Here is a 14,642-nt window from a genome sequence, read left to right as displayed (position 1 = left end):
CGGCATGCCTGAGGTGTCGGGAACAGGGCGGCGGTCACGATGGCCAGCAGGTAGGCCGCCAGCGCAATGAACGGGTTGGTTTCGACTATTAATGAGCCCGGGCGGGATGACTCCCGGTCAGTACTTGCCTGTGTAGGTTATCCACTGCAGATTTCGACGCCATCACGGCGTAGCCCTGAAGTAGCGCGCCAAAGTGGTCTTCGAACAGCCAGCGTCGATCCACGGCGTAACGCTGCATATGGCGCAGATTGCGCTTGCGCAGGGACAGGCTCAGCGATGACGGATAGATGCGCATGTCCGCCAGATCGATCAGGCCGAACTCACCGTCATCCAGTACCAGTACATTGCCCAGGTGCAGTGACCGGAAATAGACACCTTGTTCATGCAGTTGCGCCATGAACTTGCCGAAACGCTCAACCAGCGCCTGACGCACCGCGGGCGCGGTGATGCCTTGAAGAACCTGACGCAAAGTGCTGCCCGGCAGCGGCGAATAGTGTACGGCACTGCTACCGTCCTTGAGTCGATACAGGTCCAGAATTTGCGGGGTCGGGATACCCAGGTTGCGCAATTGCTCGCTGTTGGCGGCAAACCGTTCGGAATAGGGGTTGAAGCTACCCGAGGTGTACCAGCGACGGCGGCGGAACAGCTTGAGGAAGCTGCCATCGACCAGGCGCAGGACTTTTGGCCCCAGCCCGTCTTCCTCGATCACCTGGGCACTGGCGGTCAACTGTTGCAGGGCGGCCGGCGTCAAGGTCCTGATCGGCATTGCCAATAGGCGCCTGGCCCGTTGGTTGATGCTTAATGCGGCGATCAGCGCCAGCGGAATCCACAGCAAAAACCAGTGCTCCTTGGGCCGGGAAATGATACCGCCGCCTTCGGTCAGGCCGGCGCCGATGCCGAATACCAGCCAGGTCGAGGCGATGATGAACAACGGCTGCAGGCGATACCGCCAGCTATTCAGCAAGCACCGGACCTGGAAGAACAGCCACGGCAGCAAGCCGAAAATACCAACGTAATAGAGCACCCCCAAGGCGAAGCTATGAGGCTCCTGCAAGGTGTAGCCGATACCGGGGTCGAGAGTCAGGGTGGCGTTGTAGCCATGACCGATCCACGGGTGCTCGGCAATTTTTTGCAGGGCCAGCTGCCAGATTTCAAAGCGATAGGAGTCGCCGCGCTCGACGATCATCTGCGAAAACAGTACGGCAACCGCTGCGCCACCGATCAACAGGGTACCCAGCAATATCAAAGAACGACGGTTCCAGCTGATGAAACTCAGCCATAACGCAGCCAGTGTCAAAGCAACCAGCGGGGTTCTGGAGCCGGTGGCGATCACCGTGGCGAACATGATCGCCATCGCCGGGATGCTCAGCCAGAGCATCTGGCGACGCTTGCAGGTCATGCTCACGCTCAGCCAGTAGGTACAAAAAAAGCCGAATACGTGGGAGCTGAGCAGTGGGTTGTCGAATGCGCCGCTCCCGATCAGGCGCATGCCCGGCTCGTAGTGGCGGGTAAACATGAACAGGTTGTAGGCCGACGCGATCAGCCCGACCATTGCGGCACTGAACAGCAGGGGCTGGATGATCTCGCTTCGGTAGCGCACCAGCAGGTAGCAGCCAGCGAACAACAGCAGGGTGTGCAAAGCGGGTTTGAACTGACCGGTGACGCTTTGATCCATCGGCGGCCCCCAGCTCAGGCTGAGCAAGGCCCAGGCGGCGAACAACAGCACCGCGACGAAGATCGGTTCGCGCAGCAACTCTTTGAGTTCGCGGGGGCGCAGGCACAGGACAATAAACGATGGGATGCTGAACAGGCCATAAAACATCTTGTGATGCAGGCTGCGACCAGGCAGAAAGAACATCGCGCACAGCAGCAGGAAGTAGCCGAGTGGAAGAATCCAGAGGCAAATAAAATCGAAGACTCGATTGGATGTGTTGTTGAAGCCACTGAGTTGCATGCTGAGAGATTCAATCCTGAAGTTGATCGGCCATTTGGGGTGATGGCTATTTGATGTTGAATTCTGACGCTTAACAATAACAGCCTTTATGCGATTGCCAGAACCCTGAAGAAGCTGTGCTAAAGTCAGCGTCCTTTTTATCGACATTCGCGTGATATGACCGACTCCAGTCTCTCCGCAAGCCCATCGAGCTTGAAAATTTACTTCCGCCTGCTCAGCTATGTCCGGCCGTACATCAGCCTGTTCCTGATCAGCATTGTCGGTTTTCTGATTTTCGCTTCGACTCAGCCAATGCTCGGGTACATCCTCAAGTATTTCGTCGACGGCCTGTCCAATCCCGAAGCGGCGCTCTTTCCAACCGTACCGTACCTGCGTGATCTGCAACTGCTGCAGGCCGTGCCTTTGCTGATCATCCTGATTGCAGCGTGGCAGGGGCTCGGATCTTATCTGGGCAACTACTTTCTGGCCAAGGTTTCCCTCGGACTTGTCCACGACTTGCGTGTGCAGTTGTTCAACAATCTGCTGGTCTTGCCCAACCGTTATTTCGACAAGCATAACTCGGGTCATCTGATTTCGCGCATCACCTTCAACGTAACCATGGTCACGGGGGCGGCTACAGATGCGATCAAGGTCGTAATCCGTGAAGGCATGACGGTGGCGTTCCTGTTCGCCTCGCTGCTGTTCATGAACTGGCGCCTGACGCTGGTCATGGTTGCGATCCTGCCGTTGATCGCCTTGATGGTGCGCACCGCCAGCAAGAAATTCCGTAAACAGAGCAAGAAGATCCAGGCTGCCATGGGGGACGTAACCCACGTGGCCTCGGAAACGATCCAGGGCTATCGCGTGGTGCGCAGCTTCGGCGGCGAAGTCTATGAAGAAAGGCGTTTCTTCAATGCCAGCCAGGGCAACACCGACAAGCAATTGCGCATGACTCGCACCGGCGCCATCTATACGCCGCTGTTGCAGCTGGTGATCTACACCGCCATGGCGGTGCTGATGTTCCTGGTGTTGTTCCTGCGCGGAGATGCGTCCGCCGGTGACATGGTGGCCTACATCACTCTGGCAGGCCTGCTGCCGAAGCCGATCCGCCAATTGTCTGAAGTCAGCTCGACCATCCAGAAAGGTGTGGCCGGCGCCGAGAGTATCTTCGAGCAACTGGACGTCGAACCCGAAGTCGATAACGGCACCATCGAGCGCGATGCCGTCAGCGGTCGTCTGGATGTGCGTCACTTGAGCTTCACTTACCCGGGCACCGATCGCCAGGTACTCGATGACATCAGTTTCTCGGTCGAGCCGGGGCAAATGGTGGCATTGGTGGGGCGTTCGGGCAGCGGCAAGTCGACATTGGCCAACCTGATTCCGCGCTTCTATCACCACGACAAGGGCGAGATCCTGATCGATGGCGTTGAAGTGGAACAGTACAAGCTGCTGAACCTGCGCAGGCACATCGCCCAGGTGACCCAGCATGTGACGCTGTTCAGCGACACCGTGGCCAACAACATTGCGTATGGCGATCTGGCTGGGGCTCCCCGCGAAGACATCGAGAAGGCGGCAAGAGACGCCTACGCAATGGACTTCATTGCGCAGTTGCCCGAAGGCCTGGACACCCAGGTCGGTGAGAACGGCGTGCTGCTGTCCGGCGGTCAACGTCAGCGTCTGGCAATTGCCCGGGCCTTGCTGAAGAATGCACCGTTGCTGATTCTCGACGAAGCCACTTCGGCCCTCGATACCGAATCCGAGCGGCATATTCAGGCTGCACTGGATCAGGTCATGAAAGGTCGAACGACGCTGGTCATCGCTCACCGGTTGTCGACCATCGAGAAGGCTGACCTGATTCTGGTCATGGATCAGGGCCGGATCGTCGAGCGCGGCACCCATGCCGAGCTTCTGGCGCAGAATGGCTACTACGCCCGCCTGAACGCCATGGGCCTCGACGCCCCGGCTGAAGACATCGCCTGATTCGATGCAAGGGTGAGCCCTGCTCACCCTTGCGTTCACCGGCGTGCAACGCGTCCGGTGGATTGTATCCAGACCTTTACGCTTCTTGACCAAACCGGAATAAATCTCGGCAACGCGCTTGTTAAGGTTCCTGAACGAACTTTGACTTCAATCGAGGGGGGCAACCCTTTCGCGCGGGTACTGCCATGCTGCAACGTTATCTCTGGAAGCTCTGGCCCAAGCCGCAGCGGGCTTTCCTGCTGGGACGCCTGTCGGTCGTGGACCGTCAGGTGATCAACAAGTCGATGTCGGCCAGCCTGAGCTTCCCACGGGCCTTCGAGCAGCGTTCCTGTCTATTCATTCATGTTCCCAAGTGTGCCGGGAGCAGCGTATGTGCGGCGATGTTCGATGGGTGGAGCCCCGGGCACTTGCCGTTGTACTGGTACGAGCAGCAATTTCCCGTGCAGTTCGCCGCCAGTTTCAAGTTCGCCTTCGTTCGTGATCCGCTGGAAAGGGCCTACTCGGCTTATGCTTTTTTGCGCGGCAATGAGTTGGGCCGGCGCGATCAGGCGGCGCAGAGGCTGGTCTGCCACTACCGCGACTTCGATGATTTCGTCGCTCGCTGGCTGCATTCGGAGACCATCAGCCGACAAATGCATTTTGCCGCGCAAACGGATTTTCTGACCGACTCCCTGGGGCATCTGGCCCTGGACTTCATTGGCTACCAGGAGCATCTGGAGCGGGATTTTCGCCTGGTCTGCGAACAGGTAGGTCACTGGGCGGTGTTGCCTCACGTCAACGGCTCGCAACAGCGGCGTCCGATGCTTGCCCGCGATTTCTGCTCGGTGCGTACCCGTCGGCTGGTGCGACGGGTGTACCAGCGCGATTACGAAATGCTCGGTTATGAATGAGACCCTGTCGATACCTGTTCCAGAGATCAGGCCTTACGATCTGTCACTGTCGAACCGCGACCGCGCCGCAATCAAATTCCAGCACCCGCGTTGCCTGTGGTTGACGGGCCTGTCAGGCGCGGGCAAGTCGACCCTGGCCAATGCACTGGAGTTGCAACTCAATCGGCACGGGCTGCACACGTTCCTGCTCGATGGCGACAACGTGCGCAATGGCCTGTGTCGTGACTTGGGAATGAGTGCTGAGTGTCGCCGGGAAAACATCCGGCGCATGGCCGAGGTGGCACGGCTGATGGTCGACGCCGGTTTGATTGTGATTGTTGCGGCGATCTCGCCGTTTCGCGCAGAGCGTGATGCCGCTCGTCGGTTGTTCGCTGAGGGCGATTTCATCGAGGTATATGTGAGCACGCCGTTCGCGGTGTGCGCGCAACGGGACCCCAAAGGTTTGTATCAAGCGGCCCGCCAAGGGCGGATGAAGAACTTCACTGGCATCGACAGCCCTTATGAGGCACCGCTGACGGCGGAGTGCGAGATCGACACCCAGGTGCTGCAACGTGAGGACGCTTGCCATCGTTTATCGCAATTTCTGCTCAATAAATGAACAGAATTCCCTGCCGATTCATCCGGTTGCAGCCGCCCCGCAAGCCAGCGCCAACCCTGTGTTAATATCGCGCCCCTGTTCATTTTGTATGTGGGTTGCTCCATGAAGTTGTCCATGCCGCGATTCAATCAAGCCCCTGTCTTGGTGGTCGGCGATGTCATGCTCGACCGTTACTGGCATGGTGGTACCTCACGGATCTCCCCTGAGGCGCCGGTACCGGTCGTCAAGGTCGAGCACATCGAGGACCGCCCGGGCGGTGCCGCCAACGTTGCCTTGAACATTGCCGCGCTCGGTGCGCCGGCCTCGCTGGTCGGCGTGACCGGCGACGACGAAGCCGCCGACAGCCTGGTCAATAGCCTCAAGGGTGCCGGCGTGCGGGCATTGTTCCAGCGCATTGCGCACCAGCCGACCATCGTCAAGCTGCGGGTCATGAGCCGTCACCAGCAATTGCTGCGTATCGACTTCGAAGAGCCTTTCGCAACTGACGCCCTGGCGCTGGGCGAGCAAGTCGACGAATTGCTCGAAGGCATCAAGGTGTTGGTGCTGTCCGACTATGGCAAAGGCGCGCTGAAAAACCATCAGGTGCTGATCCAGGCCGCCCGTGCCCGTGGCATTCCGGTGCTGGCCGATCCCAAGGGCAAGGATTTCTCGATCTACCGTGGCGCGAGCCTGATCACCCCGAACCTCAGCGAGTTCGAAACCATCGTCGGCGGTTGCGCCGATGAGCACGAACTGGTGAGCAAGGGCGCGCAGCTGATGCACGACCTCGACCTCGGTGCATTGCTGGTAACCCGTGGCGAGCACGGCATGACCTTGCTGCGCCCGGATCATCCGGCGCTGCACCTGCCGGCCCGTGCCCGTGAAGTGTTCGACGTGACCGGCGCCGGCGACACGGTGATTTCTACCCTGGCGGCGGCGATCGCCGCTGGCGAAGAGCTGCCCCACGCGGTAGCCCTGGCCAACCTGGCGGCGGGCATCGTGGTCGGCAAGCTCGGTACCGCGGCCATCAGCGCACCGGAACTGCGTCGTGCGATCCAGCGTGAGGAAGGCTCCGAGCGCGGTGTGCTGGGCCTCGAGCAGTTGCTGCTGGCGGTCGATGACGCGCGAGCGCACAAAGAGAAGATCGTGTTCACCAACGGTTGCTTCGACATCCTGCATGCCGGCCACGTGACTTACCTCGAACAGGCGCGCGCCCAAGGTGATCGCCTTATCGTGGCGGTCAATGACGATGCGTCGGTGAGTCGCTTGAAAGGGCCGGGTCGGCCGATCAACAGCGTCGACCGTCGCATGGCGGTGCTGGCAGGTTTAGGCGCCGTCGATTGGGTGATCAGCTTCTCTGAAGGCACCCCGGAAAACCTGCTGCGTGCGGTCAAGCCGGATGTACTGGTCAAGGGCGGTGATTACGGGATCGACCAAGTGGTTGGCGCGGACATCGTCAGCGCTTACGGCGGGACCGTGAAAGTGCTGGGGCTGGTGGAAAACAGCTCGACCACGGCGATTGTCGAGAAGATTCGCCAATCAGAGCCGGAGTAAAGCCATAAAAAAGATCGCAGCCATCGGTGGCCCCTACAGGTATGCACATGACCCTGTAGGGGCCGCCGAAGGCTGCGATCTTTTGCTTTTGTGATGCTTCAAGAGCTGACTTTCTTGCGCGGCACGATTCTTTTCAGCAGTTGCTTCGCCTTCCCGCGTAACCGGGCCAGGCCCGAATCCTTCCCCGGTGGGGTCAAACCCTGCTGCCGCACCCAATCCTTCCAGCGAATCCGCTCATCCCTCACCAGCCAGCCTTCCTGCCGGGCAAAACTCTCCGCCAGATACAACCCGCGGGTACTTGCCGGGTACAGGTGATCCTTTTTCAGGGTATAGAGCTCGGCCATCGGCTGACCGTCCTGCAGTGGCATCAGGTACAAATCGGGACGTTTGCGATCGAGCCGGGCCACCAGTTGATCGCCCTCCAGCCGCTCGTCGACATGGAACAGGCTCAGGGATTTGGCTTCCTTGGGCACGTCCAGGCGCAAATCGTAGATCAATTGCAGCGAGGCTGTCGGCAAGTGCACGTAGGCCCGGGGACGTTCGATCAGCGGCATGTTCGCGCAGCGCACCGGCCGCGCCGAGCCGGAGAGTGGTGTCAGGCGAAACGGCAGGGCTTCGCGGTAATGCAGGGCTGCCGAGTAGGGCGCTGGCAGCCAGGTTTCGTTGAAGCGCCCGCTGAGCCAGCCCTCCGGGGTTTCCAGCAGGCACTCTTCGGCAATTTCCTGGGTCGCCGTGTGCAGCGGCAGGTTCAGCTCATGGGCCGGCACGTAGCCGGAGATCAGCTTGAGCACCACGTCGCCGCGATCCTGCCGACGCTGACGCACCAACACCCAGTAATCGCGATTCTGCCAATGCAGGGTCAGGCGCACCGAGATCCCAAGGTTCGCCAGCTCCAGGGCAAACCGCTCGCTGTCGGCCACCGTCACCGGACGGCGGCGTTGCAGGGTCTGGGAAAAATTCAACGGCATCCCGACGCTCTGATAACTCAAACCTTCGGGTGTGGCTTCGACGAACAGCGGCAGGGTCTTGAAGTTGCTCGGGTTCTTTCTGATCAGCGTACGCGGCATGTCGGCTCCTGCTTAAGGCCGCGTGGGCGGCATCAATGGCTACGAAGGACCTGGGCAACGGTCGCGACGTTATGGGCGAGGTGCAGCGGATTGATGGTCCCGACAATAGCACTGGCCACCCCCGGGTGTTCAAACAACAACTCGAAGCTGGCACGCACCGGGTCCACGCCCGGGCTCAGGCACACATGGCCGCTGGCCAGGGCCTTTTTGACCAGGATCGCTTTGCCGTGAGCAGCAGCATAGTCAATGACTGGCTTCTCGTTCTGTTCGTTCAGATTGTAGGTGACCATTGCGCAATCACCTTGTTCCAGAGCCTTCAAGCCGCCTTCGACGGTTTTACCGGAAAAACCGAAACCGCGAATCTTGCCTTCGCGCTTGAGCTCGGCAAGGGTCGCATAGACCTCACTGTCGTTGAGGATCGCCAGGTCGTTGCCGTCGGAATGCACCAGCACCAGATCGATAAAGTCCGTTTCCAGGCGTTGCAGGCTGCGCTCCACCGAGAACCGGGTATGCGCGGCGCTGAAATCATGGCGGGACTGACCGTTGGCAAACTCTTCGCCGACCTTGCTGACGATTACCCAGTCCTGACGCTGACCACGCAGCAACGGGCCGAGACGCTCTTCGCTGCGGCCATAGGCCGGGGCGGTGTCGATCAGGTTGATGCCCAGGTCGCGCGCGAGTTTGAGCAGCCTGCGGGCTTCGTCGTCGCCGGGGATCTGAAAGCCGTTGGGGTATTTCACCCCTTGATCGCGGCCAAGTTTCACTGTGCCCAGGCCCAGGGGCGATACCAGCAGGCCGGTGCTGCCCAGCGGACGATGCAGGTCATGCAGGGTCGGTTGGCTCATGGCAGCAGTTGCTCCCAGGCAGGGGTGCCTATCGGCGGTTTCGGCAGTTCCGGCAGCGGCGCGGCATGGCTCGGCTGAATACCGTCGCGTTGCAGTGTGGCGAAGACGCGGTCGGCGAAGTCCGGTGCCAGGGCCAGTTTGGTCGGCCAGCCCACCAGCAGCCGATTCTGCTCGGCGAGGAAGGCGTTGTCCGGGCGGGTCAAGCCCGATTGCAGCGGCTCGGCGCGTTCGACCCGCAAGGTCGCCCACTGTGCGGTGCTCAGGTCGATCCACGGCAGAAGTTGGCCCAGTTCTTTCTGGGCGGCGGCAATTTGCGCGGCTGGCTCGCGGGCCACGCCTTCGGCTTCGGCGATGTCGCCGCCCACGTACCAGACCCACTGGCCATCGGCGGCCGGGTGAGTGGTCACAGTGACGCGCGGCTTCGGCCCGCCGCCCAGGCAGTGGGCGTACAGCGGTTTGAGGCTCGGGCCTTTGACGATGATCATGTGCAGGGGACGGCGCTGCATGGCCGGTTGGCTCAGGCCCAGCGCGGTCAGCAGGTCAGCGGTGCCGGCACCGGCACTGAGAACGATGCGCTGGGCGCGGATTTCGCGTTCGTCGACTTTCAAACCGACCAGTTCACCATTCTCCAGCAGCGGTTCGATGTGCTGACCGGCCAGCAGGCCGTCGCCAGCCAGGTCGGCCAGGCGCTGGATCAGGCTCGGCACGTCGACCACCAGTTCCGTCAGGCGATAGACCTTGCCCTTGAAGCGCTTGTCTTGCAGCGCCGGCGGCAATTGATCGCCTTTGACCTGATCGACCCGCCCGCGCACGGCTTTGCTGGCGAAAAAGCTGGTGAGGTTGCCAGCGAGGGTGCCGGGGGACCAGAGGTAATGGGCATCGGACAATACGCGCACGCCGGACAGGTCCAGTTCACCGTCGCCGGCCAGCGCCTCACGCCAGCGACGCGGCATGTCGGCAATGGCTTCCGAGGCGCCGGTCAGGGCGCCGTGCAACGCGTATTTGGCACCGCCGTGGATGATGCCCTGGGACTTCAGGCTTTGCCCGCCACCGAGGCTGGTGCTTTCCACCAGCACGGTCGAGAAACCCTGGCGGCGCAGGCGTGCATTCAGCCAGAGGCCGGCGACACCAGCGCCGACAATCAGAACGTCGGTGGAAATAACGGATGGCATGCAGCGACCTCAGTGTTCAAGACGAGGGCGCAGTATACAGACTCGATGCGCAGGAGATTTGTTGGTGATCAATAGAGCGGATGCAAAACCTGTGGGAGCGGCGGTGCGGTGCTCCCACAGTAAGATAGTGCTTCGGGTTTTAATGTCCCGCGGTCTTGGAGAACAGCTGAATAACCACGACGCCCAGCACAATCAGCGCCATCCCCAGCATTGCCGGCACATCCAGTTTCTGCCCGTAGATAAACAGTGCCGCGACGCTGACCATCACGATGCCCATGCCGGCCCACACCGCGTAGGCCACGCCGACCGGAACGCTGCGCACCACCAGGGTCAGCATCCCGAAAGCAATGCCGTAACCGACGATGACCAGCAGCAGCGGCAGTGGCGTGCTGATACCCTTGACCGCTTTCATCGAAACGGTGGCGATCACTTCGGCGCAGATGGCAATGGCGAGGTAGTAGTAAGCGGTCATGGGTCAATCCTCGTATGAAGTGTTACTTTCTGAGGTCGGCATTCTAGAGATCCGCCAGATGCGGTAAAGTCATTACCTATCTGTTCTGGAGATGGGTTGAGCCATGAATATGCAATGGAGTCTGGAACAGCTGCACTTGTTTGTCAGTGTCGCGGAACAACGTTCCTTTTCCGCGGTGGCGCGGGATCAGCGCAAGGCGCAGTCGGCGGTCAGCAGTTCGATTGCGCTGCTGGAAGAAGACCTGGGCGTCAGCCTGTTCGATCGCAGCAGTGGTCGCCAGCCGAAACTCACCGAAGCCGGCACCGCGCTGCTTGAAGAGGCGCGGGAAGTGCTGCGCCAATGTGAGCGCCTCAATGGCCGGGCACTGGCGATGATGCGCGGTCAGGAAGCGAGTTTGCGGGTGGCTCAGGACGAGGCAATGCCTTATCAGGCAGTGGTTGAAAGCTTCGAAGCCCTGGCCGAACAATTTCCCAGCCTCGAAGTGCAACTGACCAGTGCCGCCCAGGGCGATGTCGCGCGCAAACTGGTGGAGCGCCGGGCCGACCTGGGCTTGCTGTTTTATCACGAGCAGATTCCCGAAGCCCTTGAGCGCCGAGTGCTGGGCAGCGTTGAAATGGTCACGGTGTGCGGCGTGGGGCATCCATTGGCGCAGCAGACGCAGGTCAATTGCCAGCAACTGGCGCAGCATCGACAGCTGCTGATGTCCACGCAGTCCAGCGTCTATCCCGGCAGTGAGCCGGCCAGCCCGCAGGTCTGGCGGGCCGACAGTTTCTATGTGATGGCCGAATGGGTGATGCGCGGCCTCGGCTGGGCCTGGTTGCCGCGCCACGTGGTGCAGTACCCGGCGTATCAGAATCTGATGGTCGAACTGACCAGCGAATGGACGCCGCCGGCATTGATTGTGGAGCTGGTCTGGCGCCGCGACGAGCCCCTCGGCCCGGCAGCCCGTTGGCTGGCGGAACGTTTTGCCGTGCACTTGCAGGCGATTGGCTAAAAAACCGATAAACTCCGCCGCCATGAATAGAACCCTCTACACCGCGCTGTTTTACCTGGGGCTGCCATTGGTAGCGATTCGGCTTTGGCTGCGGGCGCGCAAGGCGCCGGCTTACGCCAAACGCATTGGCGAGCGTTTCTCCCTCGCGCTACCGGCGATGAAGCCGGACGGCCTTTGGGTGCACGCGGTGTCGGTAGGCGAAAGCATCGCCGCGGCGCCGATGATCCGTGCCTTGCTGCAGCGATATCCGACGCTGCCGATCACCGTCACCTGCATGACCCCGACCGGGTCTGAGCGCATCCAGGCGCTGTTTGCCAACGAGCCGCGCATCCAGCACTGCTATTTGCCTTATGACTTGCCTTGCGCTGCGGCGCGATTCCTTGATCGGGTCCGGCCGAAACTGGCAGTGATCATGGAAACCGAACTCTGGCCCAACCATATCCATCAGTGCGCCAAGCGTGGAATTCCCGTGGCCCTGGCTAATGCGCGACTGTCTGAGCGCTCGGCCAAAGGTTATGGCCGCTTCCATAAACTGACCCGGCCGATGCTCGCCGAGATGAGCCTGTTCGCAGTGCAGACCGAAGCCGAGGCGCAGCGTTTCCGCGATTTGGGCGCGCGCCCGGAAACGGTTGAAGTGACCGGTTCGATCAAGTTCGACCTGACTATCGATCCGCAACTGCTGCAGCGTGCTGCCGAGCTGCGCGGGCAATGGCAGGCGCAGGATCGCCCGGTGTGGATCGCCGCGAGCACCCATGAAGGTGAAGACGAAGTGGTGCTCGATGCCCATCGTCGGCTGTTGGCCAATCATCCCGATGCCTTGTTGATTCTGGTACCGCGTCATCCGGAGCGCTTCAACCCGGTGTTTGAGTTGTGCCGGCAAAAAGGTTTCACCACGGTGCGGCGTTCGACGGGCGAGCCGGTGACCGCAGATACTTCGGTGTTGCTGGGCGACACCATGGGCGAGTTGCTGTTTCTTTACGCCTTGGCCGACAGCGCTTTCGTCGGCGGCAGCCTGGTGCCCAATGGTGGCCATAACCTGCTGGAACCGGCGGCCTTGGCCAAACCGGTGCTCAGTGGGCCGCACCTGTTCAACTTCCTCGAAATCGCCGCGCAGTTGCGCAGTGCCGGGGCGCTGGCCGAGGTCGATGATGCTGAAGGCCTGGCACTGGCGGTGCAGCGGCTGTTCGAACTGCCGCGCGATGCACAGCGGATGGCAGAGGCGGGGCTGAAGGTAATGCGCACCAATCAGGGTGCGTTGCAGCGGTTGCTGGACGGGTTGGGCAGGTTGATCGAGCGGTAGACCGAGTCGCGCGAACAAAAAAGATCGTCCGAACGCGGCCCGAGCCTTCGGACGATCTTTTGCTGTTTAAGGCCTCGCTTTCAACTGCTCCGCCGCAGCCTTCGCCAGATCTGGTGGCAAGAAGTCCTTGTCCGGGTTGTAGTCGGCTTTGAGATAACGGGTCAGGTCCTGCAAATCCCCCGGGTTCAAGGTGCCGGCGGCCTGCTTCAGGCGCAGGTTGTCGAGGATGTAGTCGTAGCGCGTGTTGTTGTAGTTGCGCACCGAGGTGTACAGCTGACGCTGGGCATCGAGCACGTCGACGATGTTGCGTGTCCCCACCTGATAACCGATTTCGGTCGCTTCCACCGCGCTCTGGTTGGAAATGATCGACTGTCGACGTGCCTGCACCTGCTCGACGTCGGTGTTCACGGCGCGATGCAGGTTACGGGTGTTTTCCACGACCTGGCGACGCAGGGCTTCGCGTTGTTGTTCCGTTTGATCCAGCCGTGAATAAGACTCTCGCACCTGGGAGCTGGTCAACCCGCCGCTGTAGATCGGGATGCTCAATTGCAGGCCGACAGTGCGCTGCTCGACATCGCCGCCGTAATGCACGCCGGTCGCGCTCGGGTTGGTAAAACCGAGGGCGTCGTTGTCACCTTTCCTGTATTGCGCGACCGCATCCAGGGTGGGGGCATGCCCGGCCTTGCGCTGCTTGAGGGTTTCTTCGGCGGCGCTCACCGCGTAGTTGCTGGCCAGCAGATTGAGGTTCTGCTTGGCGGCGGTGTCGACCCAAGCCTTGGCGTCGTTCGGTGCCGGCGGCAGGATCGGCAAGGTGTGGACGATGCCCTGGATCGAGTTGTACTGGCGGTTGGTCAGGGTGATCAGCGCTTCGAACGCGTCATCCACCTGACGCTGGGCGACAATCCGGTTGGCCCGCGCGGTGTCGTAACTGGCCTGGGATTGCAACACATCGGTCTTGTCCGACAGGCCGACGTCGAAGCGCTCGTTGGACTGGTCGAGTTGGCGTTTGAAGGCTGCTTCTTCGGCCTTGGTCGAGGCCAGGTTGTCCTGGCTGCGCAGTACGTTGAAGTAGCTTTCGGCGCTTTGCAGGATCAAGTTTTGTTCAGTGGCCGAGAGTTGCAAGGCGGCCTGTTCGTTGACGTCCTTGGCGGCCTGGAACTGGAACCAGCGGTCGGCGCGGAAAATCGGTTGCGACAAGGTCGCCTGATACACCGTGCCGCTGCGGTTCGAGGTCACCGATGGTTGATCGAGCGCGGTGCGGGTGTCGTTCATGTTGGCACCGGCCGACAGGTTGGGCAGCAACCCGGCGCGGGCCTGGGGCACGACTTCCTTCTGGGCGCCGTATTGGGCGCGGGCGGCGGCGATATCGGCGTTGTTGTCCACCGCTTCCTGATAGACGCTGACCAGGTCGGTCTTGGTCGATAAGGGCGCTTCTGCTGCCCAGGCCATTCCATTGGACGCACAAGACACGGCAAGGGCCAGTGAGAGTTTGCGCAGCATGAGGCCATCCCTAAAAAATTATGCTGATAATTTGAACGCCAAGGCTACGGCGCGGCGCCCTGCAGCGTCAAGGCGCGGCACGGCGTAGCGAGTGTAGATGCACGCAGGCATGGCAACAATCCGCTGATTGCGCCATTCATCATGGTGTTTACCGTGGTGTTGGCGTTCTTTGCCGGTTATGTCTAGACTGGCCGGGTTCTTGTCGGGGTGCCTTGCTATGAGGCTGAGATCGAATAATTTCGGATCCCGTTGAACCTGATCAGGTTAGCGCCTGCGTAGGGAACAAGATTTCTCGTCACCCGGCGAGTCCTCTTGTGCTTCGTCCGGGATGTTGTTCGACAATCGAACACCCCTCGAG

The 14,642-nt window shown here is 60.9% G+C and carries 12 protein-coding genes and 1 riboswitch; of the genes, 6 read left to right on the top strand and 6 right to left on the bottom strand.

Features of this window, described 5'->3' with window-relative positions:
• Window positions 1-88: 88 nt before the first annotated feature.
• Window positions 89-1,954: an O-antigen ligase family protein gene (locus tag AC07V0_RS04840; RefSeq protein ID WP_495019454.1), complete on the bottom strand. Its 1,866-nt coding sequence runs from the start codon at window positions 1,952-1,954 to the stop codon at window positions 89-91.
• A gap of 156 nt (window positions 1,955-2,110) precedes the next feature.
• On the opposite strand from AC07V0_RS04840, the gene msbA reads away from it, so the two are divergent.
• From msbA to hldE, 4 genes are all read left to right on the top strand, one after another.
• The gene (gene msbA, locus AC07V0_RS04835) at window positions 2,111-3,913 is read left to right on the top strand and encodes a lipid A export permease/ATP-binding protein MsbA (RefSeq protein ID WP_019020918.1); all 1,803 of its coding nucleotides are present in this window, start codon (window positions 2,111-2,113) and stop codon (window positions 3,911-3,913) included.
• A gap of 185 nt (window positions 3,914-4,098) precedes the next feature.
• The gene (locus AC07V0_RS04830; protein ID WP_495019453.1) at window positions 4,099-4,803 is read left to right on the top strand and encodes a sulfotransferase family 2 domain-containing protein; all 705 of its coding nucleotides are present in this window, start codon (window positions 4,099-4,101) and stop codon (window positions 4,801-4,803) included.
• Entirely contained in the window at window positions 4,796-5,401 is a 606-nt protein-coding gene (gene cysC / locus AC07V0_RS04825; RefSeq protein ID WP_495019452.1) for an adenylyl-sulfate kinase, read from the top strand. The genes AC07V0_RS04830 and cysC overlap by 8 nt, the downstream gene beginning before the upstream one ends.
• Before the next feature lie 102 nt (window positions 5,402-5,503).
• Window positions 5,504-6,934: a bifunctional D-glycero-beta-D-manno-heptose-7-phosphate kinase/D-glycero-beta-D-manno-heptose 1-phosphate adenylyltransferase HldE gene (gene hldE / locus AC07V0_RS04820; protein ID WP_086944092.1), complete on the top strand. Its 1,431-nt coding sequence runs from the start codon at window positions 5,504-5,506 to the stop codon at window positions 6,932-6,934.
• A 98-nt stretch (window positions 6,935-7,032) separates the two neighbouring features.
• Here the strand turns inward: hldE and AC07V0_RS04815 are convergent, their stop codons facing one another.
• The 4 genes from AC07V0_RS04815 to AC07V0_RS04800 form a co-directional block, all read right to left on the bottom strand.
• Window positions 7,033-8,001, bottom strand: a complete 969-nt coding sequence (locus AC07V0_RS04815) for a metal ABC transporter ATPase (RefSeq protein WP_495019451.1) — start codon at window positions 7,999-8,001, stop codon at window positions 7,033-7,035.
• A gap of 32 nt (window positions 8,002-8,033) precedes the next feature.
• On the bottom strand, window positions 8,034-8,846 hold the full coding sequence (locus AC07V0_RS04810; protein ID WP_495019450.1) for an aldo/keto reductase: 813 nt from the start codon (window positions 8,844-8,846) through the stop codon (window positions 8,034-8,036).
• On the bottom strand, window positions 8,843-10,018 hold the full coding sequence (locus tag AC07V0_RS04805; protein WP_495019449.1) for an NAD(P)/FAD-dependent oxidoreductase: 1,176 nt from the start codon (window positions 10,016-10,018) through the stop codon (window positions 8,843-8,845). Before AC07V0_RS04805 ends, AC07V0_RS04810 begins: the two co-directional genes overlap by 4 nt.
• 139 nt (window positions 10,019-10,157) lie before the next feature.
• The gene (locus tag AC07V0_RS04800) at window positions 10,158-10,490 is read right to left on the bottom strand and encodes a DMT family transporter (RefSeq protein WP_007939639.1); all 333 of its coding nucleotides are present in this window, start codon (window positions 10,488-10,490) and stop codon (window positions 10,158-10,160) included.
• A gap of 103 nt (window positions 10,491-10,593) precedes the next feature.
• Here AC07V0_RS04800 and AC07V0_RS04795 point away from each other — a divergent pair, with 103 nt between their 5' ends.
• Both AC07V0_RS04795 and waaA read left to right on the top strand, forming a co-directional pair.
• A complete protein-coding gene (locus tag AC07V0_RS04795; protein ID WP_018928534.1) occupies window positions 10,594-11,484 on the top strand; it encodes a LysR family transcriptional regulator in 891 nt (296 codons plus the stop codon).
• A gap of 22 nt (window positions 11,485-11,506) precedes the next feature.
• Window positions 11,507-12,784, top strand: a complete 1,278-nt coding sequence (gene waaA, locus AC07V0_RS04790; RefSeq protein WP_018928533.1) for a lipid IV(A) 3-deoxy-D-manno-octulosonic acid transferase — start codon at window positions 11,507-11,509, stop codon at window positions 12,782-12,784.
• Between the two features lie 66 nt (window positions 12,785-12,850).
• On the opposite strand, the gene AC07V0_RS04785 is transcribed toward waaA, so the two are convergent.
• Window positions 12,851-14,284, bottom strand: coding sequence for a TolC family outer membrane protein (locus AC07V0_RS04785; RefSeq protein WP_064615998.1), 1,434 nt, complete (start codon window positions 14,282-14,284; stop codon window positions 12,851-12,853).
• 193 nt (window positions 14,285-14,477) lie between these two features.
• A riboswitch (TPP riboswitch) is annotated at window positions 14,478-14,583 on the top strand.
• The last annotated feature ends 59 nt before the right edge of the window (window positions 14,584-14,642 follow it).

The organism is Pseudomonas sp. GW821-FHT01E10, from assembly GCF_059422365.1.
This window is presented reverse-complemented; position numbering and strand designations above follow the sequence as displayed.